22 protein-coding genes are annotated in these 22,051 nt (G+C 43.3%); 17 read left to right on the top strand and 5 right to left on the bottom strand.

Annotation, left to right across the window (positions count from 1 at the left end; translation table 11 throughout):
- The first annotated feature begins 236 nt into the window (after positions 1–236).
- Entirely contained in the window at positions 237–1,217 is a 981-nt protein-coding gene (locus HB679_RS07570) for an alpha/beta hydrolase (protein WP_214071358.1), read from the top strand.
- A 1-nt stretch (position 1,218) separates the two neighbouring features.
- On the opposite strand, the gene HB679_RS07565 is transcribed toward HB679_RS07570, so the two are convergent.
- Positions 1,219–1,701: a DinB family protein gene (locus HB679_RS07565; protein WP_255547559.1), complete on the bottom strand. Its 483-nt coding sequence runs from the start codon at positions 1,699–1,701 to the stop codon at positions 1,219–1,221.
- Between the two features lie 78 nt (positions 1,702–1,779).
- Between HB679_RS07565 and HB679_RS07560 the strand changes: the two genes are divergently transcribed.
- The 7 genes from HB679_RS07560 to pruA all read left to right on the top strand — a co-directional run bounded on the left by HB679_RS07560 (position 1,780) and on the right by pruA (position 8,553).
- The gene (locus HB679_RS07560) at positions 1,780–3,531 is read left to right on the top strand and encodes a DUF885 domain-containing protein (protein WP_214071357.1); all 1,752 of its coding nucleotides are present in this window, start codon (positions 1,780–1,782) and stop codon (positions 3,529–3,531) included.
- 105 nt (positions 3,532–3,636) lie between these two features.
- The gene (locus tag HB679_RS07555) at positions 3,637–4,560 is read left to right on the top strand and encodes a DUF5996 family protein (protein WP_214071356.1); all 924 of its coding nucleotides are present in this window, start codon (positions 3,637–3,639) and stop codon (positions 4,558–4,560) included.
- 27 nt (positions 4,561–4,587) lie between these two features.
- Complete coding sequence (locus HB679_RS07550) at positions 4,588–5,067, top strand: hypothetical protein (RefSeq protein ID WP_214071355.1); 480 nt, start codon at positions 4,588–4,590, stop codon at positions 5,065–5,067.
- Positions 5,068–5,085: 18 nt separating this feature from the next.
- Positions 5,086–5,559: a hypothetical protein gene (locus tag HB679_RS07545; protein WP_214071354.1), complete on the top strand. Its 474-nt coding sequence runs from the start codon at positions 5,086–5,088 to the stop codon at positions 5,557–5,559.
- Between the two features lie 17 nt (positions 5,560–5,576).
- Positions 5,577–5,798 (top strand): YdeI/OmpD-associated family protein, encoded by a 222-nt coding sequence (locus HB679_RS07540; protein ID WP_214071353.1) that lies wholly within the window; start codon positions 5,577–5,579, stop codon positions 5,796–5,798.
- Between the two features lie 90 nt (positions 5,799–5,888).
- A complete protein-coding gene (locus HB679_RS07535) occupies positions 5,889–6,308 on the top strand; it encodes a hypothetical protein (protein ID WP_214071352.1) in 420 nt (139 codons plus the stop codon).
- A gap of 604 nt (positions 6,309–6,912) precedes the next feature.
- Positions 6,913–8,553 carry an L-glutamate gamma-semialdehyde dehydrogenase gene (gene pruA, locus HB679_RS07530; protein ID WP_214071351.1) on the top strand — a complete coding sequence of 547 codons (1,641 nt, stop codon included), beginning with the start codon at positions 6,913–6,915 and terminating at the stop codon, positions 8,551–8,553.
- Positions 8,554–8,681: 128 nt separating this feature from the next.
- Here pruA and can read toward each other — a convergent pair whose 3' ends face one another.
- Entirely contained in the window at positions 8,682–9,344 is a 663-nt protein-coding gene (can, locus tag HB679_RS07525; protein WP_214071350.1) for a carbonate dehydratase, read from the bottom strand.
- Positions 9,345–9,374: 30 nt separating this feature from the next.
- Positions 9,375–10,112: a YoaK family protein gene (locus HB679_RS07520; RefSeq protein ID WP_214071349.1), complete on the bottom strand. Its 738-nt coding sequence runs from the start codon at positions 10,110–10,112 to the stop codon at positions 9,375–9,377.
- Between the two features lie 104 nt (positions 10,113–10,216).
- Between HB679_RS07520 and HB679_RS07515 the strand changes: the two genes are divergently transcribed.
- The 5 genes from HB679_RS07515 to HB679_RS07495 all read left to right on the top strand — a co-directional run bounded on the left by HB679_RS07515 (position 10,217) and on the right by HB679_RS07495 (position 15,059).
- Positions 10,217–11,758, top strand: coding sequence for an acyl-CoA carboxylase subunit beta (locus HB679_RS07515; RefSeq protein WP_214071348.1), 1,542 nt, complete (start codon positions 10,217–10,219; stop codon positions 11,756–11,758).
- An 89-nt stretch (positions 11,759–11,847) separates the two neighbouring features.
- Positions 11,848–12,261: a GNAT family N-acetyltransferase gene (locus HB679_RS07510; protein ID WP_214071347.1), complete on the top strand. Its 414-nt coding sequence runs from the start codon at positions 11,848–11,850 to the stop codon at positions 12,259–12,261.
- A gap of 93 nt (positions 12,262–12,354) precedes the next feature.
- A complete protein-coding gene (locus tag HB679_RS07505; protein ID WP_214071346.1) occupies positions 12,355–13,473 on the top strand; it encodes a M42 family metallopeptidase in 1,119 nt (372 codons plus the stop codon).
- 55 nt (positions 13,474–13,528) lie between these two features.
- Entirely contained in the window at positions 13,529–14,431 is a 903-nt protein-coding gene (locus HB679_RS07500) for a sugar phosphate nucleotidyltransferase (RefSeq protein WP_214071345.1), read from the top strand.
- A gap of 121 nt (positions 14,432–14,552) precedes the next feature.
- Positions 14,553–15,059 carry a hypothetical protein gene (locus tag HB679_RS07495; RefSeq protein ID WP_214071344.1) on the top strand — a complete coding sequence of 169 codons (507 nt, stop codon included), beginning with the start codon at positions 14,553–14,555 and terminating at the stop codon, positions 15,057–15,059.
- Positions 15,060–15,149: 90 nt separating this feature from the next.
- Here HB679_RS07495 and nhaA read toward each other — a convergent pair whose 3' ends face one another.
- Positions 15,150–16,328: a Na+/H+ antiporter NhaA gene (gene nhaA, locus HB679_RS07490; protein ID WP_214071343.1), complete on the bottom strand. Its 1,179-nt coding sequence runs from the start codon at positions 16,326–16,328 to the stop codon at positions 15,150–15,152.
- 89 nt (positions 16,329–16,417) lie between these two features.
- On the opposite strand from nhaA, the gene HB679_RS07485 reads away from it, so the two are divergent.
- From HB679_RS07485 to HB679_RS07475, 3 genes are read left to right on the top strand one after another with little or no spacing between them, the layout of a single operon-like run.
- On the top strand, positions 16,418–18,676 hold the full coding sequence (locus HB679_RS07485; RefSeq protein ID WP_214071342.1) for a glycoside hydrolase family 31 protein: 2,259 nt from the start codon (positions 16,418–16,420) through the stop codon (positions 18,674–18,676).
- Positions 18,677–18,699: 23 nt separating this feature from the next.
- Positions 18,700–18,930 (top strand): type II toxin-antitoxin system HicB family antitoxin, encoded by a 231-nt coding sequence (locus HB679_RS07480; RefSeq protein WP_214071341.1) that lies wholly within the window; start codon positions 18,700–18,702, stop codon positions 18,928–18,930.
- Complete coding sequence (locus HB679_RS07475; RefSeq protein WP_214071340.1) at positions 18,927–19,124, top strand: type II toxin-antitoxin system HicA family toxin; 198 nt, start codon at positions 18,927–18,929, stop codon at positions 19,122–19,124. The genes HB679_RS07480 and HB679_RS07475 overlap by 4 nt, the downstream gene beginning before the upstream one ends.
- A 96-nt stretch (positions 19,125–19,220) precedes the next feature.
- On the opposite strand, the gene dnaK is transcribed toward HB679_RS07475, so the two are convergent.
- Positions 19,221–21,134 carry a molecular chaperone DnaK gene (dnaK, locus tag HB679_RS07470; RefSeq protein WP_214071339.1) on the bottom strand — a complete coding sequence of 638 codons (1,914 nt, stop codon included), beginning with the start codon at positions 21,132–21,134 and terminating at the stop codon, positions 19,221–19,223.
- A gap of 224 nt (positions 21,135–21,358) precedes the next feature.
- Here dnaK and HB679_RS07465 point away from each other — a divergent pair, with 224 nt between their 5' ends.
- Positions 21,359–21,910: a transposase gene (locus HB679_RS07465; protein WP_214071338.1), complete on the top strand. Its 552-nt coding sequence runs from the start codon at positions 21,359–21,361 to the stop codon at positions 21,908–21,910.
- The last annotated feature ends 141 nt before the right edge of the window (positions 21,911–22,051 follow it).

The raw sequence follows: 22,051 nt of genomic DNA, 5'->3' as shown, positions 1-22,051 counted from the left end.
AAGAACGCTAGTAGTAAGCACCCTTTTAAAAACCTCATTAAAATAGAATCAGTAAAAAATATCAGTTAATAAACAGACCATAAATATGCTCATTAATAGCCTAATTACAGGAGTTTTTTACGCATATTTTTGATAAAAGTTGTTATTACTTATTGGCTATATGTTTATAAGACTTTTATTCGGCCAATTTTTATTAATTTTCGCCGTTAATGTTTCTACCATTCATACCCCATAAAATGAACAGGATTTGTTGTTTTGTATTAGCTGTTTTTCTTATTTCGGGACTTTTTGCGCAAGCACAAGGCCAGGCAAATCCGTCATCTACTGAAACGCCATTTGCTGTAAAAACTTTGTCGGCCTCTTTATCGGGTACTTTGACAATCCCCGATGGTGTTAGCGGGAAGGTGCCGGTTGTATTAATAATATCAGGCACCGGCCCTATTGACCGCAACGGTAACAGCGAAAAATTAAGAATCAGTAGTAATGCTTATAAGTTACTGGCAGGGGATTTGGCAAAAGGGGGAATAGCATCTTTTCGTTATGACAAACGTATGGTTGGCCAGAGCCATGCCGGTGGCGATAAGGAAGACAACCTGCGTTTTGACGATTATGTTGATGACGCCATCGGTGTAATAAACTCATTGAAAGAAGACAAGCGCTTTTCAAAAATTATTGTTTTAGGGCATGCTGAAGGTGCGCTGGTGGGTATGCTAGCTGCTGCCGATACGGAGGATGCCAGCAACGCCTACATTTCTATTGATGGCGTTGGCCGCCATGCCGACGTATATTTGAAAGAGCAAATGAAATCGCAGGCGGCTTATATATCAGACGGATTTAATAAAATCATGGACTCGTTACGGGTTGGCAGCGTGCAAAAGAAAGTTGATATTTCTTTATATCAATATATCAGGCCAAACATCCAAAACTATTTGATCAGTTGGATAAGATTCGACCCTACAGACGAGATCAGAAACGTCAAAAAACCTATTTTAATTATCCAGGGTACATCAGATCTGCAGATCCCCGTAATTGACGGCGATAAATTAAAAAGATCTAAATCCAGCGCCACTTACACCGTACTACGCGGCATGAACTACGTATTCAGAGATGCACCTGTCGACAAAGAAAAGAACCTGGCTACTTACAATCAACCCGAACTGCCGTTGAAGCCGGAGTTAGTAACTGCCATTGTCGACTTTGTAAAGGGCCTTAAATAATTTAGCTCGATTTATAATTTCCCTGTAATCGGCGCAGCACAATAATCTCGCTGATATGGTACGATGTATGGTCTGCTATCTGCAAAGCCTCGCGTAAAATGGTTTGCCCATCGCCGTATGGTAGCTTTTTATAAATATCAGCTTTTTCAAGCAGTTCAATAAATTGCGCCAGATCGTCATCAATCTGTTTTAATGATTTTTTCCAGGTAGCATCGTCAGCCGGCCCTGCCTCTTTTACCCAATAATCATCCGGCCATTTAGGCGATTTATGATCGGCACTCAAGCTAAACTGCACCATATCCCACTGCGCAATACGTATATGCTCAACCAGTTGCCATATGCTATAAGGCAATTTTTCGGGTTTCTCGCCACGTGCATCTGCAGGCAAACCTTTCAATGCATCTTTTAAACCAATATGCGCACTGCCACCGCGCAACAGTTTAACTAACTCATCAACTATAATTTTATGTTCGGTACTCATCATGTTACGCTTTGTTTTATTGTTAAATAATAGCTTTTTTGGCTTAAATGTTCTAAGTTTATCCAACAAATATTTTTCTGAATGAACCGTTATTTATCGCTTTTAATTTTTGCTACGTTGTTTTTCCTGGGATGTCAAAAAGATCAACAGGGGCCAATGCGTACCAAAGGCAATGATGCTTTTGCTCTTTACGAAAATCATTTCCTGGAAGAACTCTGGAAACTGAACCCCGACTGGGCAACAACTGTGGGTTATCATAAATACGACAGCTTGTTAGTTGTGCCTGATGATAAGAGCCGCGACGCTATGGAAAACTTTACCAAGGTGCAAAAGGATTCCCTGGCGCGCTATCAGGCAGGTGACCTGACGGACCTTAATCGTATGGACTACCAGCTGATGCAAAACCAAATGGAATATATAGATTGGCAGCTCTCTGTTTTAAAAGATTACCAGTGGAACCCAACCCGTTATAATCCTTTTGGGGCATTTGCTACCATATTGAATGAGCATTATGCGCCGCTGCCAAAGCGTCTGCGTAATTTCTACCAAAAAATGGCCAACATACCGGCTTATTATAAAGAAGCACAAAAGCAGATTAAAAACCCGGTACCCGAGTTAGTTACGCTGGCCATACAACAGCAAACAGGTGGTGCAAACATCCTGGAAAAAGACTTTGCCGACTCGCTCAAGAAAAGCAATATCCCAGCTGCCGAACAGAAATTAATGACAGACAGGGCAAAGCTAGCCGCGCAAAGCGTACGAACTTATATTACTTTTCTGCAAACTATTAAAAACGACAAGCCACGCAGTTTCAGGTTAGGCAAGCAACTGTACGAAGATAAATTCAAATACGAAATGCAAACGGTTTACGGTGCCCAGCAACTGTTTAACATGGCCAACGAGCGCAAAAAGCAGATCCACCGCGACATGGCTAAACTGAGCCGCCAGCTGTGGCCAAAATATTTTGGCAAAAAAGCGATACCGTCAGATTCATTGGATATGATTGCTGACGTGTTGGACACACTATCTGCCAAACACACCACCGCTGCCGATCTGCAATCGACCATCGAAAAGCAATTACCAATATTGTCTAACTTTGTCAGAGCAAAGGATCTGTTAACACTCGATCCGAGTAAACCGCTGGAGGTTAGAAAATCACCGGCTTATTTTGGCAATGCCGCAGTAGCGTCAATGAGTCCGCCGGGACCGTATGACAAAAACGGTAATTCTTATTTTAATATCATCAGCCTTAAAGGTCTATCGCCAGAGAAAGCGGAAAGCTACCTGCGCGAATACAATAATTACACGCTGCAGATTCTGTGCATCCATGAAGCTATCCCGGGTCATTATGTTCAGTTGATCTACGCTAACAAATCACCAAGTTTAATTAAATCAATTTTTGGCAGCGGTGCGATGGTTGAAGGCTGGGCAGTTTACGGCGAACAGATGATGCTGGACAATGGCTACGAAGATTCGCCAGAGATGAAGCTGATGTGGTATAAATGGCACCTGCGTTCGGTTTGCAATACCCTTTTGGATTATGATGTGCACGCTAACAACATGACCAAAGAGCAGGCCATTAAACTGTTAACGCACGAAGCTTTCCAACAACAGGCAGAAGCCGAAGGCAAATGGGTTAGAGTGAGCGTAAGCAGCGTACAGTTGGATAGTTATTTTGATGGTTATAAAGAAATCATGGACCTGCGCGATGCCTATAAAATTAAGATGGGTGATAAATACCGCCTGAAAGAATTTAACGAGAAATTCCTGAGCTATGGTAACGCCCCGGTTAGATTGATCAGGACCGCCATGTTGGGGAAACAGACGAATTAGATAACAACCCTGTCATTGCGAGGAGGAACGACGAAGCAATCGCACGCGTTACTGTCCTCCTTGCGATTGCCGCGCTTCGCTCGCAATGACAATTTTTGATACATCATGAAAAACAACTGGCCGAAACTTGATTATACCCAACTCAAAGACACCGTTGCCACCGTGCAATTGTGGACGCAGATAGTTGGCAAGATCCGTTTAAAAACGATGCCCTGGTTGAATCATTCATGGCATGTAACGCTATACGTTTCGCCGCGGGGATTGACCACACGTAACATCCCTTATGGCGACCGGAGTTTCCAGCTTGATTTTGATTTTATAGCTCACCAATTGCTAATTACTTGCAGCAGCGGTGGCAGTCAGTCGCTTGATCTGTATCCGCGTACGGTGGCTAGCTTTTATAAAGAGCTGTTTGAAAAAATGGCGCTGCTGGATATTGAGGTGGAGATTTACGCCAAACCTAATGAGCTTGATCCGGCTATCCCTTTTGCAGAGGATGAGATACATAAAAGTTACGACAAGCAGCAAATAGAGCTGTTCCATAAAGCTTTGCTGCATATTGATGGCGTGTTCACCTATTTCAGAGCTAAGTTTAGCGGCAAGTGCAGCCCGGTACATTTTTTTTGGGGAGCGTTTGATTTGGCGGTTACCCGTTTTTCGGGCAGAAAAGCGCCGCTACATCCCGGCGGGGCACCCAATATGCCTGACGCAGTGATGCAGGAAGCTTACTCGCACGAGGTAAGCAGCGCGGGTTTCTGGCCCGGCAGCGAGCAGTTTCCGCACCCGGCGTTTTATGCTTATTGCTACCCTACGCCTGCCGACTTTGGCCAGCAGCCCGTCAAACCCACCGAGGCGTTTTACAGCACCGATATGGGCGAGTTCTTTTTAAAATATGAAGATGTGCACAATGCGGCTGACCCTGAGAAAACATTAACTGAGTTTTTAGAAAGCACGTACATAGCCGCTGCTAATACCGGAAAATGGGACCGGGATGCTTTGGAGTGCGACTTTTCGTGGTTGGAAAAATAATGGAATAAACACAACACCTTATCCTGAATGGCAACTGATAATATTATAGAGATTACGCCAAATGGCGAGCCTATGTCCGTGAATGACAACTTGAAGCTGATGCTATTTGTCTGGGCGATGTCAGCGGCAATACACTACGTCCCGCTGCGTCATAGTGGGCATGCTACCTGGATGGCTACTGCCATCATAACGCTAGGATTTACCGTTCTGCTTGTTTTCATTGCCGACAGCGCTGTCAAAATAACTTTGATAAAAGCAACCGGTACCCTACAATACGATTACGTCAACTTTTTCGGCCAGGAAAAATCCAAGATCATTGATGTGCCAACAGCCTATTACGAGTATAAAACTTACACCAGCAAGTCAAGCCGCACCATGCGTTTATTGATGTATAACAACTACTTCAAAAATAAAATAGATATTAAGGCAACGGATAAACGTGGGTTTACCGAAGGACAGTTAGATGCTTTGGTGTCGGAGATCAAAAAGATACGGGGCGAGAAATAACAAAGAAAAATAGCAGCAATGGAATCCGTCGACACATTTGAGCTTAAACCAATTGGCAAACGGTCATCTACCTGGGGTTTGCTTATTTTATTCAATACCATAGCTTTATTAATGTGGTTGTTGCTCAAGCAGGTAAAAGATGCGGATAATGCTATTATTTACGCATATCTCCTACTGTCAAATGCGGTGATTGTTCTCAGTATTAAAAATGCGGTAAGGGTTATGTTAACCAAAGACGATGGCATATTCACCTATGAATATCTCAACTTTTTTGGCCAATTGAAAACAATGACTGTGCAGATAAAAACTGCTGAGTACGCCTATGAAAAGTTTGCAAAAAGAAACTTCACCTCTACCATGCGCTTAATGATCTATAATGATTATTTCAACAACCGGGTGACCTTGATAGCCGACGAAAAAACCGGTTTTAACAGAGAACAGCTGGATGTTTTGGATGAAGAGATCAAAAAGATGCGCGAAAAGACTGCTTGACATAAACACCATAAAATATGCTTAAAAAAGGAGAACACATAGCAGGCACTCCGGTAGAATTACAGGTGCTGCTGGACCAGGACGCAGAAGCCACAGCGTTTTTTGAAAGCCTATCCAAATCTTACAAACAAGGTTATTGCGATTGGGTTGGCTCTGCCAAACAGGAAGAAACCCGCAAAGTAAGAGCCGATAAGGCCATGATTATGTTGAGGAATAAGCAGAAGACTTTGAAGACGTGATGCATCAATTACTACGTGCAACTGTTAGGGTGATAACACCGGCCAGAGGCTAGAACACAAACCACAATAAAAAATCACAGACACAAACTAATGACATATAAATTTGACGCCAAGAACAATGAAAAGGTAATAATACCGATACTTTCAGTGATGACGATAGGAGCAATGTTCTGCTTATTCATTTTTAATAGCTTGATTATCGATATAATCGTATTTCTCGTTTCAGCTTTTGATTTTTATTGTTCCCGGCGCATTTATCGTAGGAATAAAACCCGAATCAAGGAACTTTTGTTTGTGGACAATGCGATAAGGTTTTCTTTTTTTTCCAAGAATAAAGATGCGTTAGTTGTAAAAGAGACTGATTGCGATATTACTATAAATGAAGGACAAGCAATCATTACAGGTAAGGATACAGGTAATATATTGGGAATCGCAAATAAAAAAGATTTGGAAGAGCCTAAGCAGTGGGAGGCTTTGCTGAGCGAATTAATGTCTAATCGCAATGATTAAAATGTTTTCCCCTCGCTGGCGCGAGTATGCAGCGCAGGATTGAGCGGTAGTGTACTCGTGCCCATTATGAATCATGAAACAAAAAAAGACCTATTAGTCATAAATAGTGTTTCATTCTGTTTCACCTGTTTTATCAATTAACTAATTATCAAATAGTTAATTAAAAGTACTGTTTCAGTTGTTTCATCCGTTGCATACACACGTGAAACAAAACAGTGCGCAGACCGCGTTAGGGAGTGAAGCGGATACCGGCCCTGTGGCTAAGGCCTGCGCAGTATGAGCGGAAAGCCCGGGCCGCAGGCAACGCCATTGTAGAGATTAGTGATTTGAGTTTAGAGATTAGGCCTATCGCTTGGCTAAACCCCTCTCTGCCCCTCCCGTGAGAAGGTAATCGCACTTGGTCGACGCTTTTACACACCCCCTCCCGGCGCATAGCCTTACGCGCCCCCTCTCAAGAGGGGAACTTTGAGGATGCATCATTTGCACATCCGCATATTTGCACATCTGCACATTCCACCTCCCGTCATCAAAACATCATTTGCACGTCCGCATATCTGCACATTTGCACATTAATTGTAACTTTACACAAATAACTGATACCATTATGCTAAAAGGATTTTTTAACGTCCCTGCACCACAGAACGAGCCGGTGTTAAACTACGGCCCGCACAGTTTGGAGCGTGCCGCGCTGAAACAGGCTTTAGAAGAAGCCCGCGCTTACAAAATTGATATACCGATGTACATTGGCGACAAGCAGGTGTTTGCCGGTAAGCGGTTGGAGATACGCCCGCCGCATGACCATAAACACTTACTGGCTAACTTCTTCGAGGGTGACAAAAGCACCGTTGAAGAAGCGATAGACGCTGCCCTGGCTGCCAAAGCCGAATGGGAGAACACCCCATGGGAGCAACGCGCTGCTATATTCTTAAAAGCTGCCGATTTGTTTGCAGGTCCGTACCGTGCTAAGATCAACGCAGCAACCATGCTGGGCCAATCAAAGAATGCCTACCAGGCCGAGATTGACGCGGCTTGTGAGCTGATAGACTTCCTGCGTTTTAACGTGCATTACATGACTGAGATCTACGCGCAGCAGCCACCTGTACCAACCCCCAAAGGTGTTTGGAACCGCGTGGAGCAACGCCCGTTGGAAGGCTTCGTGTTCGCACTTACACCGTTTAACTTTACGGCTATTGCGGGCAACCTGCCGGCATCGGCCGCTATGATGGGTAACGTGGTAGTCTGGAAACCGGCTTACCCGCAAATTTACGCCGCTAACGTATTGATGCAGGTATTCCTGGAAGCAGGCTTGCCGCCGGGTGTGATCAACCTGATCTATGTTGACGGACCAGTTGCCGGCGACGTGATCTTTAACCACCCTGACTTTGCAGGTATCCACTTTACCGGCTCAACCCCGGTGTTCCAGACCATCTGGCAAACTATTGGCACCAACATTCATAAATATAAAACATACCCACGCATAGTTGGCGAAACCGGCGGGAAAGACTTTGTACTTGCTCACAGCAGCGCGAATGCCGATGTGGTTAGCACAGCTTTAGTGCGTGGCGCTTTTGAATACCAGGGACAGAAATGTTCGGCTGCTTCAAGAGCTTACATCCCGGCCTCGTTATGGCCTAAGGTAAAAGAGAACGTAATCCGTGATCTGGGCACCATTAAGATAGGACCAACCGAAGACTTCGAGAACTTTGTAAACGCGGTAATCACCGAAGCATCGTTCGATAAACTGGCTAAATACATTGACGAGGCGAAAGCTAACTCAGAAGTTGAGCTGGTAGCCGGCGGCAACTACGATAAGAGTAAAGGCTGGTTCATTGAGCCAACGGTTATTAAAGTAAACGACCCATACTACGTAACCATGTGTACAGAGCTATTTGGCCCGGTATTAACCATTTATGTTTATGAAGACGACCAGTTTGATGAGATCTTGAAGATTGTAGACAATACCTCGATCTACGCCCTAACCGGCAGCATCATTGCCCAGGATCGTTACATCATTGCCAAAGCAACTAAAGAACTGCGCAATGCCGCGGGTAACTTCTACATCAACGACAAACCTACGGGGGCGGTAGTTGGTCAGCAGCCATTTGGCGGCGCACGTGGATCTGGCACTAATGACAAGGCCGGTTCAATGATCAACCTGTTGCGTTGGGTATCTCCACGAACCATCAAAGAAACCTTTGATCCGCCGAAGGATTACAGGTATTCGTTCTTGCAGAAGGAATTGTAGATTGTAGAATCAAGAGACAAGAATCAAGAATCAAGACTAAAAGCAAAGAAGCCAGCGATCAATTGATCGCTGGCTTCTTCATATTAAACAATTAAAATCTTGATTCTTGGCTCTTGATTCCTGCCTCTCTATTGCTGGAACCTAAACACCTTTTCCATCTTCTCGTTATCCTGCGTACTTACCTTCATATCAGTGATGATACCAGTTTTAATACTATATACCCAGCCATGTACCGAAAGCGATTGCCCCTTGGCCCAGGCATTCTGCACGATGGAGGTTTTACAAAGATTGTAAACGTTCTCGACCACGTTTAGCTCGACAAGGCGGTCAACACGTTTTTGTTCGTCTTCAATAGCTGTCAGTTCTTCGGCGTGGATACGGTACACATCTTTGATATGGCGCAGCCAGTTATCAATCAGGCCATATTCTTTATTACTCATGGCGGCAATTACGCCCCCGCAACCGTAGTGGCCAGTCACTATAACATGCCTAACCTGCAATACATTAACGGCATAATCCAACACCGACAGCATATTCATATCTGTATGGATAACCATGTTGGCTATGTTACGGTGCACAAAGATCTCGCCTGGTTGAGTGTTGGTGATCTGGTTGGCCGGCACGCGGCTATCCGCGCAGCCTATCCATAAAACCGGCGGGTTTTGGCCGTTCGCCAGTTTCTCAAAATATTCAGGATCAAGCGCAAGCGACTTTTCGATAAATTTCTGATTACCCGCTAACAGCGTCTCGTAAGTTATGTGGTGGGTATCGTGCAATGATTTTGTAGGCATTATTATTTTAGTTTTGGTGTAGATGGTTGATCAATTTTTATCACTTACAAACCGGCGTGTCAACTTATGCAGGGCCAGTTCAGACACATCGTAGTAAAGTATAGTCAATAAGATCAGCGGTACGCAATAGAAAATCGCAAACTCGTACAAATTAAAGAAGTATCCGCCAATAATCCCACCCAAAATATAAAAACTCAACACCGTAAGGCGAATAAATATCTTATTACGCACAACTTCGGTTTTCTCTGTTTTGGGATGGATCCATTCGGCAACCTCGCCGCCCAGGTCTGTAAACAACCCGGTAAGGTGCGATGATTTGATCAATCCACCGGATATTATAGACACCAGGCTGTTCTGCAAACCCATAGAGAACAACAACACCGCTATAACCACCTCGCGCTCGCGCTGGGTTTCCCGATAGAAATTATTGCCGTATATCGCCACAAATAGCAACACTACAATTTCAATGATAACAGGTATAGAATGCGCGCGGTAATAACTTTTATCCTCGAGAGATTTGACGATAAAGTTTGACAGGAATGCCCCTGCGAAAAACATGAAAAGCCATATCAGGAACAATAGTATCTGGTTAAAATTCTGCTCGACAATATGCTTAGACAGATTGGCTACATGACCCGTGATATTTGAACTGAAAGCCAGGAAAGCCATCAACCCTACCACATTGGTCATGCCCGACACCATAGCGGTTGACGAAGCCAGCATGAGATTTTGCTTTAAGGTGCGATCGGCTTTTGAGCGTTTTAACATAGCTTTTGTTGCGGCAGCTAAGTTATAAAAATATCGACTGCCTGCAGGCAACACCGATTGTGCAATTATTTGTTAATTTTATCACTTACACCAGAACTACGACTGTGGATAATAAAATAAAAACGCTCAAAGATAAACGCGAAAAGGCTTTGGCCGGCGGCGGTGAAACCCGGATTGAAAGTCAGCATAAAAAAGGGAAATTGACAGCGCGCGAGCGTTTGCACTTTTTGATGGATGAGGGCTCTTTCCAGGAAATAGGCATGATGGTCACTCACCGGTCGACCGATTTTGGCATGCAGACTGAGAAATACCTGGGCGATGGTGTGGTTACCGGCTATGGCACCATCAACGGCCGGTTGGTGTATGTCTACTCTCAGGACTTTACCATTTTTGGCGGATCATTGTCTGAAACCCATGCCGAAAAGATCTGTAAGATCATGGAGCTGGCGCTGAAGAATGGTGCGCCGGTAGTGGGTTTGAATGATTCTGGAGGTGCACGCATCCAGGAGGGTGTAGTATCACTAGGTGGTTATGCCGATATCTTTTATCGTAACACCATGGCATCAGGCGTTGTGCCGCAAATCTCGGCTATTATGGGCCCCTGCGCGGGTGGTGCAGTGTACTCACCGGCTATTACCGATTTTATTTTGATGGTGGAGCATACCTCGTATATGTTTGTAACCGGCCCCAACGTAGTGAAGACCGTTACTCATGAAATAGTAACGTCTGAAGAATTGGGCGGGGCCAATACGCATGCCAGTAAATCGGGCGTGACACATTTTGCCTGTGCCAATGAGATAGATGCCATCCAGCATGTAAAAAAGCTACTAAGCTATATGCCGCAGAATTGCGAGGATAAAGCCCCTGCCCTGCCTTATGAGCCTACAGACGAGCTGCGCCCCGAACTAAATGACATTTTGCCGCAAAGTGCGCAGCAACCCTATGATGCCCGTGAGGTAATTACACATTTAATAGATACCGACTCCTTCTTAGAGGTACATAAAGATTTCGCCGAGAACATTGTAGTAGGCTTCGCCCGATTAGCCGGTCGCAGCATTGGCATTGTGGCTAACCAACCGGCATTTTTAGCGGGAGTGTTAGACAGGCATGCATCAACCAAAGCCGCACGTTTCGTCCGTTTTTGTGATAGTTTTAATATCCCCTTGCTGGTTATTGAGGATGTACCGGGCTTTTTACCGGGCACCGACCAGGAATGGAACGCCATCATTACCAATGGCGCTAAACTGCTTTATGCTTTTTGCGAGGCTACGGTTCCGCGCATAACGGTGATTACCCGTAAAGCTTACGGTGGCGCTTATGACGTGATGAACTCCAAACACATTGGCGCCGATATGAACTTTGCCTGGCCATCTGCCGAGATTGCCGTGATGGGTGCCAAAGGCGCTGCAGAAATCATTTTTAAGAGAGAGATCAGCCAGTCTGAAGACCCGGAAGCTAAATGGAAAGAGAAGGAACAATTATATTCTGACACTTTTGCCAACCCTTACCGTGCTGCCGAGCGCGGTTTTATTGATGAGGTGATTGAACCGTCAGAGACACGATTAAAGCTGATCCATGCTTTTAAGATGCTGGAGAATAAAGTGGTGAATAATCCGAGGAAGAAACATGGGAATATACCGTTGTAAGCTTAAAGCTGAAAGACCAAAGCTGAAAGCTAATATTAATTCATTAAACCAAGACTGCTTTTAGCTTTCTGCCTTTTGCTTTACACTTTATGCTTCAAATAGAACAAATCCGCCCCGAACTAACCTGGCGCCTGCGCCGGGAGGTACTATATCCTAATTCTGAGCTATCCCAAATGGAGATGGACGAGGATAAAGACGGCTATCATTTTGGAGCTTTCAGGGATAATCAATTAGCGGGTGTAGTCTCCTTATTCCAGGATGGTACTGATTTTCAATTCAGGAAATTTGCGGTGGTGGCTCAGGCGCAAGGTACCGGTGTAGGTACAGCTTTGCTTAATTATATCATGAATTTTGCTATTGCCGAGGGTGCGCAGCGCATTTGGTGCAATGCCCGTGTGCCGGCTATTGGGTTTTATTTGCAGTTTGGTTTTGAACGCACCGGAAAACTGTTCTCCAAAAATGGTTTGAGCTACGAGATCATGGAGAAAATCATCCGTATGTAAAGGCTATCTGGTTAGCTTTCTGCTTTTTTCTTTTACCTTACAAACGCTTTGTTATATTTGCAGCGGTGGCTTTAAGAGGCCCGGAACAACGCTATGTCTAAGAAAAAATCAGATAAAAAAGAGCACGTTGCAATAGTAACAGACAAATCCCTTCAGTTTCTCGAAAAATATATTAACAACGCCTCGCCTACCGGTTTTGAGTGGAAAGGCCAGGAGTTATGGCTGGATTATATTAAACCTTATGTTGATGACCATTATGTAGATAACTATGGCACTGCTGTAGCTATCATCAACCCAAAAGCCGAATATAAAGTGGTTATTGAAGCTCACGCGGACGAAATCTCCTGGTTTGTAAATTACATTACCAATGATGGCCTGATCTATGTTATCCGTAATGGTGGTTCTGATCACCAGATAGCGCCATCAAAACGCGTTAACATCCATACCGAAAATGGCGGCGTAGTTAAAGCAGTATTTGGCTGGCCGGCAATCCACACCCGTTTAGGTGGCGAAAAAGAAGAAGCGCCATCGTTAAAAAACATCTTTTTGGATTGCGGAGCGACCTCAAAAGACGAGGTTGAGAAATTAGGTATCCATGTTGGTTGCGTAATTACTTACGAGGATGAGTTCATGATCTTGAACGACCGCTACTACGTTGGTCGTGCTTTAGACAACCGCGTAGGCGGTTTCATGATTGCCGAGGTTGCGCGTCTGCTTAAAGAAAATAAAAAGAAATTGCCTTTTGGCTTATATATCGTAAATGCGGTGCAGGAAGAAATTGGCCTGCGTGGCGCCGAAATGATTGCACATCGCATCAAACCAAATGTAGCCATTGTTACTGACGTTACGCACGATACCCAAACACCGATGATCAGCAAGATAACCCAGGGCGATTTGGCTTGTGGTCGCGGTCCGGTGGTATCATATGCACCTGCTGTACAAAACAACCTGAACAAACTATTGATCGAAACTGCAGAAAAAGAAGGCATCCCGTTCCAGCGCCAGGCATCATCACGCTCTACCGGTACAGATACGGATGCGTTTGCATATTCAAATGACGGTGTGCCATCTGCATTAATATCTTTATGTCTGCGTTATATGCACACTACTGTCGAGATGGTTCATAAAGAGGATTGTGACAACGTGATCCGCCTGATCTATGAATCGTTATTAAACATTAAAGACGGACAGGACTTTAAATACATCAAATAAACATTATAACCTTATTAACGTTTGACATATCGGGCCTCAAAGCCCAACAAAAATTATGAAACCAACATTATTAATATTGGCCGCAGGGATGGCCAGCCGTTACGGCAGCATGAAGCAAATTGACGGCTTTGGACCAAACAATGAAACCATCATTGATTATTCGATCTATGATGCCATCAAAGCCGGTTTTGGTAAAGTTAGCTTTATCATCCGCGAAGAGTTTGCCGAGCCTTTTAAAGCTATTTTTGAGCCGAAATTAAAAGGCCGTATAGAAACCGATTACGTTTATCAAAGCTTCGATTTGAAACAATTTGGTATTGATAAAGAAATTGAGCGCGCTAAACCATGGGGCACTGCTCACGCGGTGTTAGCTGCACGCAACCAAATCAACGAGCCATTTTGCGTTATCAATGCTGATGACTATTATGGTTACGATTCATTCGAGAAAATGGTTAAGTTTTTAACTACCGAGGTTTCTGATGATAACTACTCGCTGATTGGTTATCAGATCGACCGTACTTTATCTGATCACGGTTCCGTATCCCGCGGTGTTTGCGAGGTCAACGCCGGTGGTTATATGACCGAAGTTAATGAACGTACTGAAGTTTACTTTAAAGAAGACGGAAGCGTAGCCTATAAAGACACAACCGGCGAGCATCCGTTAACAACAGATACCCGTGTATCTATGAATTTCTGGGGTTTCACACCGGCAGTTTTTGCACAAAGCGAGCCGATGTTCCGCGAGTTTGTTGAGGCTAATCAGGATAATCCAAAAGCAGAATTCTTTATTCCACTGGTTGCCGATAAGTTGATCAAGACCAATACTGCTAAATTTAAAGTTATCCCAACCGGCTCAAAATGGTTTGGCGTAACTTATAAAGAAGACAAGCCTATCGTACAAAAATCAATTTCAGAATTGATTGCCAACGGTGTTTACCCAGCTAATCTTTGGGACTAATGCAACAGACTTACGAAGTTTTTGAAACTTCGTAAGTCTAATCAATATTTCAAATCCTGCCGCGAGGCGGGATTTTTTGTTTATAACGTTAAAATTGTATCTTCAGAGATACCTTATCCTTATGAAATCGTTATTAGTGCTTTTTTTATTTCTATTTACCGCGAATCCTGCTATTTATCAGAAACAATTAAATAACGTCGATATTAATAGCATACATGTTATAAATTCTTACAACAAAACTTACTCTTTAGGGCCAGCAAACGATTTGCAAAAAGCTTTTGGCAAAGCAACCGTTAAAAAAGAGCGTAATGATGAATTAGGCGGCTATAATTATATTTATAACTACAACGGCTTTATAACCTACTTTAATGAGAGAGATTGGGAAGCCACTACCATAACAGGGGGGAAATATATTGCCGTCCTTAATGGCAACGAATACAAAATTGGCGACAATATAAGCAAACTAAAAAGTCGGTTTCCATTATCGTATCAAAACAGAGACAAATACGACAAATTCATCTGTATAATGATCTCGCACAAAAAATCCATTTATGATGCCGAGGTAAATATCAGCTATGATAATGGCGGTTATATCACTAAGATTTCAATAGCGATTGACAACAGTTAAATCAACCCTTCAATTGTGCAAACTTTAATCGGCACACATTAGATTTGTGAAGTTTAAAACTCGTAGTCTAATCATATCTAAAAACCCTGCTTAATGGCGGGATTTTTTGTTTACTATCAAAACGCTTCTTAAATACACAAATCCCAATACTCCCGCTGCTATTGAAGCTATTAAAATAGCAAACTTAGCCTCGGTATTATAAACCGAGCTGCCGAATGACAGCAGCGAAATGAATATAGACATGGTAAAGCCAATACCTGCCAGCATACCCATACCTGCAATGTGTTTCCATGATAACTGATCGGGCAATGAACCTATTTTTAGCTTCACCGTTAACCAGGCAAAAAACATCACACCTAATGGTTTGCCAAACAGTAACCCTAAAATTATACCCAGGCCCAAAATACCAAAAACACCGTTTACCATACCTGCCTCGAAATGTATATTGGTATTAGCCAATGCAAATACAGGCATAATAATAAAATTAACAGGTGTATTTAGCTGATGCGCCAATTTAGAAAGTATCGGTCCTTTTTTTGAGCTGACGGGTATAGCCAATGCGGTTAATACTCCGGCAATGGTTGCGTGAATACCCGAATGATGTATAAAGTACCATAACACAATGCCAGGGATCAGGTAAAATGCCAGATGCTTTACGCCAAGCTTATTCATCAGCAATAACAGCAAAAATATCCCTAATGCTATAGCAAGATATAGCCAGTGTAATGTTGTTGAATAAAATATGGCGATAATAACAATAGCCAACAAATCGTCGACTACTGCAAGGGTTGAAAGCAAAACTTTTAATGAAGCCGGCACCAGTTTGCCCAATAGCGACAATACACCGAGGGCAAAAGCTATATCGGTTGCCATTGGTATTGCCCAACCGGCGTTGGTAGTTTGCCCATGATTAAAGGCAAAGTAAATTAAAGCGGGTACTATGGCCCCACCTACAGCAGCAAATATGGGTACCGCAGCAATTTTAAAACTGGATAAATGGCCGTCTATTATTTCATTTTTGATCTCCAAGCCAATCAGGAAAAAGAAAATGGCCATCAATCCATCATTGATCCAGTTAAGTAAAGAATACTTTAGATGGAGAGCGCCCGACTCATAACCAAAAGTAGAGGCTAACAACCGGGCAAAGTTTTCATTAGCGCTTGTGTTGGCTATGATTAAAGAAACAATCACACAAAATATTAGTGTCACCCCACCAGCTTGTTCTGATTTAATAAATTCTAAAAAAGCCTCGGTAGTGCGTTTTATCATTTTGATGCGGTGTTATCAAATATACAAACAAGCTCGTTTTTTATCTTAACTTTCACAAACTAAAAAACTGTTAAAGCTGTTGCCCATATATGCAGATAGAAATATTAGGCAATGCCGATTCCGTTACCGAGCACGATAATTCACTATTGATCAAAACTGCGCAGGCCCAAGCCCGGGTGTGGGTTTTTAGCCCGACGATAATCAGGATCTGCGTTACAAAAAACAGCAAAGAGCCTGATGAATCATTCGCGGTAATTGAGAAGTCGCTGGAAGATTTTACCTGGGAAAAGTTGTATGACACCGTCGAGGTTACTACATCGGCTTTAAAACTGGTGATCGATCTGCACCCGCTCAGGTTTAATTTTCTTACTGCAGATGGACAACCTTTAAGCGAGGACGATAACCGCTTTGGCGTTAACTGGCAGGCCGAGCGGGTGATTAATTACCGAAAACTATATCCCGATGAGAAATTTCTGGGCCTGGGCGAAAAGGCCGGCGACTTAAACCGCCGCGGCTGCAATTATGTCAACTGGAACACCGATGCTGCCATGCATACCATTACTACCGATCCGCTTTATAAAACTTTTCCTTTTTTTATCGGTCTGCATAGCGGGCTGACATACGGTCTATTTTTCGATAACACCCACAAAAGCTATTTCGATTTTGGCGCCACTACCGACGAGCAAATGAGCTGGTTTGGTGCCGACGGCGGCGATATGAATTATTATTTCTTCGGTGCGCAGGGCTTACGCAACATTTTGGAAGATTATACCTGGCTTACCGGCCGCATGGAAATGCCACCGTTGTGGAGTCTTGGCTACCAGCAATGCCGCTGGAGCTATATGAGTGCTGACGAAGTGCTCGATATCGCCAGAAAATTCAGAGAGAGAAATATTCCGGCTGATGTGATGTATTGCGACATTGATTACATGGATGAGTACAAGATCTTTACCTGGAACAAAGAAACTTTTACTAACCCAAAAGGCATGATCGATCAGTTGAAGGACATGAACTTCAGGCTGGTCACGATCATCGATCCGGGGATTAAAATAGATGAGAATTACAAAGAATATAAAGAAGGTGTAGAGCGCGGCTATTTTGCCACCTACCCCGACGGCGAGTTGTATACCGGTTCAGTTTGGCCGGGGCGCTGTCATTTCCCGGATTTCTTTAATGAAGAAGTGCGCGAGTGGTGGGGCGCCGCGTTCGAAGCATTGGCCGATCCCGGAGTGGAAGGTTTTTGGAACGACATGAACGAACCTGCAGCCTGGGGACAAAATATGCCCTGGCTGGTAAAATTCGGCGAGCGCTTTATGCCGGAGGTGCGCAACGCCTACGGCATGCAAATGGCAAGAGGCACTTACTACGGCACCAAACGCATCTTAAAAGGCAAGCGACCATTCATACTCACACGCGCAGCATATGCCGGCACGCAGCGTTATTCGGCCGTTTGGACGGGAGATAACGCAGCCACCGATGAGCACATGCTGTTCGGCCAGCGATTGGTGAATAGTTTGGGGTTGGCGGGTATGTCTATGATTGGCGTTGACATCGGCGGTTTTATGGGTAACCCCACGCCGGAACTAATGGTACGCTGGAATTCATTAGGCCCTTACGTGCCAATGTTTCGTAATCATGCCGCATTGGGTATGAGCATGCGCGAGCCATGGCAATGGGGTGAGGCTTATGAGCAGATCATCAAAAAAGATATCGAGCAACGTTATAAACTGCTGCCATATATTTATTCGGGTTTTTATGAGTCTACTCAAACAGGTTTGCCGTTGGCCCGCACACTGGCAATTGATTATACAACCGACGAAAACATTTACGACACCCGGTTTCAAAACCAATTTTTGTTTGGCGATTCGATTTTGGTGGCACCAGTTGTCAGCACTGCCGAAACTGTTGAGGTTTATTTACCTGCCGGCGATTGGTATCGTTTAAGTTCGGATGAAAAGTTTAAAGGCAATCAGATTGTCAATGTAGCATCGCCGTTAACCGACCTACCTGTGTTTGTAAAAGCCGGCGGAATTGTGCCTATGCAAAATGTCATCCAAAACACGAACGAAATTGGCGACGGTATTTTACAGGTACATATCTGGAATGGCAATGAGGTCAACTCATTTGTTTATTATGAGGATGATGGTACCACTTATAGTTACCAGGATGGGGCCTATTATAAACGCACCATAACTTTCGATCCGCAGAAAAAAGAAATAGTGTTTGGCGCGGTTGAGGGTTCGCATCAATCTAAGTATTTAAAGTTGCGGGTGATTTGGCATGGGTTTGAAGGTGCTAATGTTGTTGAGATGGAGAATGTCAACGCCCAGATAAATATTGGTTTTTAAAATATTTCAAAGTATCTTTAATTATGTCATTATCATTAACCTATAAAGTGCTATTAAAGCCCGAACCAGAGGGTGGATTTACTGTTAATGTGCCCGCCTTACCCGGTTGTATAACGTATGGCGAAACTTTAGAGGAGGCCAAAGTTAATGCGCAAGAAGCTATCGAACTTTATATTGAAAGTTTAAAAGAACATGGCGAAGAGATTCCTACCGATATTGATGTTCTTGAATATAGCCTGCAGCTTTCTCCATGAACAAGAAAAGTTATAGCTCTGGCGAAATAATCAAATTACTTGAAAACGCTGGTTTTGTATTAGATCGTGTAAAAGGCAGTCATCACATTTATTTTAATCCTATAAATAAAAAGCGAGCAGTAGTGCCTCATCCCAAAAAGGATTTACCTTTTGGCACAGCCAGAAGCATCTTAAAGCAAGCTGGAATAGAATAATCTGTATCAATTACCTTGCAGTAAAATTAGCATAAAACAAAAAAAGCCCTGCTCCAATAACCGGAGCAGGGCTTTTCATTAATATATATTGACCAATTATTTGCTGTCGTCTTTAACTTCTTCAAAGTCAACGTCAGTTACGGTGTCACCGTGGTCTTGCGGACCTTGACCTGCACCAGCGTCAGCACCCGGTTGTTGGCCTGCTTCGGCAGATGCTTTATACATCTCTTCGGAAGCAGCAGTCCAGGCAGTGTTTAGCTCGGTTTGTGCAGTTTCTATTTCAGCAAGGTTTTTAGCGCTGTAAGCAGCTTTCAATTTGTTTAAACCTTCTTCAATAGGTGCTTTTTTGTCAGCCGGTAATTTATCACCAAACTCTTTCAATTGTTTTTCGGTGCTAAAGATCAAAGCATCAGCACTGTTCAGTTTTTCAACCTCTTCTTTTGCCGCTTTGTCAGCATCAGCGTTAGCTTCAGCTTCCTCTTTCATTTTCTTGATCTCAGCATCAGTTAAGCCAGATGAAGCTTCGATACGGATTTTTTGCTCTTTACCGGTAGCTTTATCTTTTGCAGATACGTTTAAGATACCGTTAGCATCGATATCAAAAGTTACCTCTACTTGTGGTACACCACGTGGTGCAGGTGGCAAGCCATCTAAGTGGAAACGACCAATGGTACGGTTACCTTGTGCCATAGGGCGCTCACCTTGCAATATGTGGATCTCAACAGATGGCTGGTTATCAGACGCTGTAGAGAAAGTCTCAGATTTTTTTGTTGGGATGGTTGTGTTAGACTCAATTAATTTAGTCATTACACCACCCATGGTTTCAATACCTAATGAAAGTGGGGTAACGTCTAACAATAACACGTCTTTAACCTCGCCGGTTAATACACCACCTTGTATAGCAGCACCAATGGCCACAACCTCATCAGGGTTAACACCTTTTGAAGGCGCTTTACCAAAGAATTTTTGAACCGCGTCTTGAATAGCAGGGATACGGGTTGAACCACCTACCAAAATGATCTCGTCGATATCACTTACGCTGTAACCTGCATTTTTCAAGGCAGTTTTACAAGGCTCAATAGTACGTTTGATCAAGCTGTCTGCCAGTTGCTCAAATTTTGCACGGGTTAAAGTTTTAACCAAGTGTTTAGGCATACCATCAGCAGCAGTAATATATGGTAAGTTGATCTCTGTTTGTGTAGAGCTTGATAATTCAATTTTAGCTTTCTCTGCAGATTCTTTTAAACGTTGTAAAGCCATTGGGTCTTTACGCAAATCAACACCTTCGTCGCTTTTAAATTCGTCTGCCATCCAGTCAATAATTACCTGGTCAAAGTCGTCACCACCTAAGTGTGTATCACCATCGGTTGATTTTACTTCGAACACGCCATCACCCAACTCAAGGATTGACACGTCGTGCGTACCACCACCACAGTCAAACACGGCAATTTTCATGTCTTTGTGTGCTTTGTCCAGCCCGTAAGCAAGGGCAGCAGCAGTAGGCTCGTTAATGATACGACGAACTTTTAAACCTGCAATTTCACCGGCTTCTTTAGTAGCCTGGCGCTGTGCATCGTTAAAGTAAGCCGGAACGGTAATAACCGCTTCAGTAACTTCAGTACCTAAGAAATCTTCGGCAGTTTTCTTCATTTTTTGAAGAATCATGGCAGAGATCTCCTGAGGAGTATATTTACGATCGCCAATTTCAACACGCGGGGTGTTGTTATCGCCTTTTACCACAGTATAAGGCATACGATCTGCTTCTTTAGTAACCTCGTTAAACTGGTTACCCATGAAGCGTTTGATAGAAGAAATAGTTTTTGTAGGATTTGTAATAGCCTGACGTTTTGCAGGATCACCTACCTTACGCTCGCCGTTGTCGATAAAAGCCACTACTGACGGCGTAGTACGTTTGCCCTCGCTGTTTGCTATAACTACAGGTTCGTTACCTTCCATTACAGCTACGCAAGAGTTTGTTGTTCCTAAGTCGATTCCGATTATTTTAGACATATGATTATTGAATTTCTTTATTGATTGTTTTGTTTACAGGTACATATTATCAATGCCTGTGCCAATTCGGGTTTGGCAGCTTTTTAAGTCAGAACGGCAAAAGGTTAATGGTGAATAGTATTATTTCGTCAGAAATATGTCGATTTGTGGTGACAGGGTGGCAGAAAAACTAAATGTAGAGACACAATATTTTGCGTCTTTATGCATAATGTCTAAATTCATTTATGGACGATAAACACCTAAACAAATATCGCATCCCTTCTACCCGGTTATCTAATTGGGACTATGGATCCCATGGGTTGTATTATATAACAATTTGCACTAAAGATCGCGTTCCTTATTTTGGGGATATAATTTCTGAACGCGATCCGGAGACGCAAAATATTGCGTCTCTACATTCGACAAAAATTGGAGATATCGCCTATAAAAATTGGTTGGATATTCCGAATCATTTTTCGTTTATAGAGTTAGACGATTTTGTAATTATGCCGAATCACATTCACGGTATTTTATTTATTAATAAGCCTGATAAAGATTTTGGGGAAATCAATAAATTCGGTGCGCAGCGTCAAAATCTGGCGTCTGTTATACGCGGGTATAAAGCATCGGTAAAAACATACGCCACCAAACACGACATTGAATTTAATTGGCAACCACGCTATCACGACAGGGTAATACAAAGCGAAAAAGAATATCTAAATACAAAGCAATACATTTTTAATAATCCCGAACAGTGGTTATTGAACGGCGATGCCACAGATGATTTGTCGATGTAGAGACGCAATATTTTGCGTCTTACCCCAGAGGTTAAACCGTGCAATGCTGCGATACAATACGCAAGAGACGCAAAACATTGCGTCTCTACATTAGAAATCAACAAAAAAGCCCCACTCAAACTGAGCGGGGCTTTTCTATTT

It is taken from the genome of Mucilaginibacter sp. dw_454, assembly GCF_018449775.1.
GTDB lineage: Bacteria > Bacteroidota > Bacteroidia > Sphingobacteriales > Sphingobacteriaceae > Mucilaginibacter.
The sequence above is the reverse complement of the archived record's forward strand: the minus strand, read 5'-3'. Positions and strand labels throughout refer to the sequence as shown.

Coding starts and splice junctions, on each gene's coding strand:
- HB679_RS07570 (WP_214071358.1), top strand. CDS start 237: ATGAACAGGATTTGTTGTTTTGTATTAGCTGTTTTTCTTATTTCGGGA.
- HB679_RS07565 (WP_255547559.1), bottom strand. CDS start 1,701: ATGATGAGTACCGAACATAAAATTATAGTTGATGAGTTAGTTAAACTG.
- HB679_RS07560 (WP_214071357.1), top strand. CDS start 1,780: ATGAACCGTTATTTATCGCTTTTAATTTTTGCTACGTTGTTTTTCCTG.
- HB679_RS07555 (WP_214071356.1), top strand. CDS start 3,637: ATGAAAAACAACTGGCCGAAACTTGATTATACCCAACTCAAAGACACC.
- HB679_RS07550 (WP_214071355.1), top strand. CDS start 4,588: ATGGCAACTGATAATATTATAGAGATTACGCCAAATGGCGAGCCTATG.
- HB679_RS07545 (WP_214071354.1), top strand. CDS start 5,086: ATGGAATCCGTCGACACATTTGAGCTTAAACCAATTGGCAAACGGTCA.
- HB679_RS07540 (WP_214071353.1), top strand. CDS start 5,577: ATGCTTAAAAAAGGAGAACACATAGCAGGCACTCCGGTAGAATTACAG.
- HB679_RS07535 (WP_214071352.1), top strand. CDS start 5,889: ATGACATATAAATTTGACGCCAAGAACAATGAAAAGGTAATAATACCG.
- pruA (WP_214071351.1), top strand. CDS start 6,913: ATGCTAAAAGGATTTTTTAACGTCCCTGCACCACAGAACGAGCCGGTG.
- can (WP_214071350.1), bottom strand. CDS start 9,344: ATGCCTACAAAATCATTGCACGATACCCACCACATAACTTACGAGACG.
- HB679_RS07520 (WP_214071349.1), bottom strand. CDS start 10,112: ATGTTAAAACGCTCAAAAGCCGATCGCACCTTAAAGCAAAATCTCATG.
- HB679_RS07510 (WP_214071347.1), top strand. CDS start 11,848: ATGCTTCAAATAGAACAAATCCGCCCCGAACTAACCTGGCGCCTGCGC.
- HB679_RS07505 (WP_214071346.1), top strand. CDS start 12,355: ATGTCTAAGAAAAAATCAGATAAAAAAGAGCACGTTGCAATAGTAACA.
- HB679_RS07500 (WP_214071345.1), top strand. CDS start 13,529: ATGAAACCAACATTATTAATATTGGCCGCAGGGATGGCCAGCCGTTAC.
- HB679_RS07495 (WP_214071344.1), top strand. CDS start 14,553: ATGAAATCGTTATTAGTGCTTTTTTTATTTCTATTTACCGCGAATCCT.
- nhaA (WP_214071343.1), bottom strand. CDS start 16,328: ATGATAAAACGCACTACCGAGGCTTTTTTAGAATTTATTAAATCAGAA.
- HB679_RS07485 (WP_214071342.1), top strand. CDS start 16,418: ATGCAGATAGAAATATTAGGCAATGCCGATTCCGTTACCGAGCACGAT.
- HB679_RS07480 (WP_214071341.1), top strand. CDS start 18,700: ATGTCATTATCATTAACCTATAAAGTGCTATTAAAGCCCGAACCAGAG.
- HB679_RS07475 (WP_214071340.1), top strand. CDS start 18,927: ATGAACAAGAAAAGTTATAGCTCTGGCGAAATAATCAAATTACTTGAA.
- dnaK (WP_214071339.1), bottom strand. CDS start 21,134: ATGTCTAAAATAATCGGAATCGACTTAGGAACAACAAACTCTTGCGTA.
- HB679_RS07465 (WP_214071338.1), top strand. CDS start 21,359: ATGGACGATAAACACCTAAACAAATATCGCATCCCTTCTACCCGGTTA.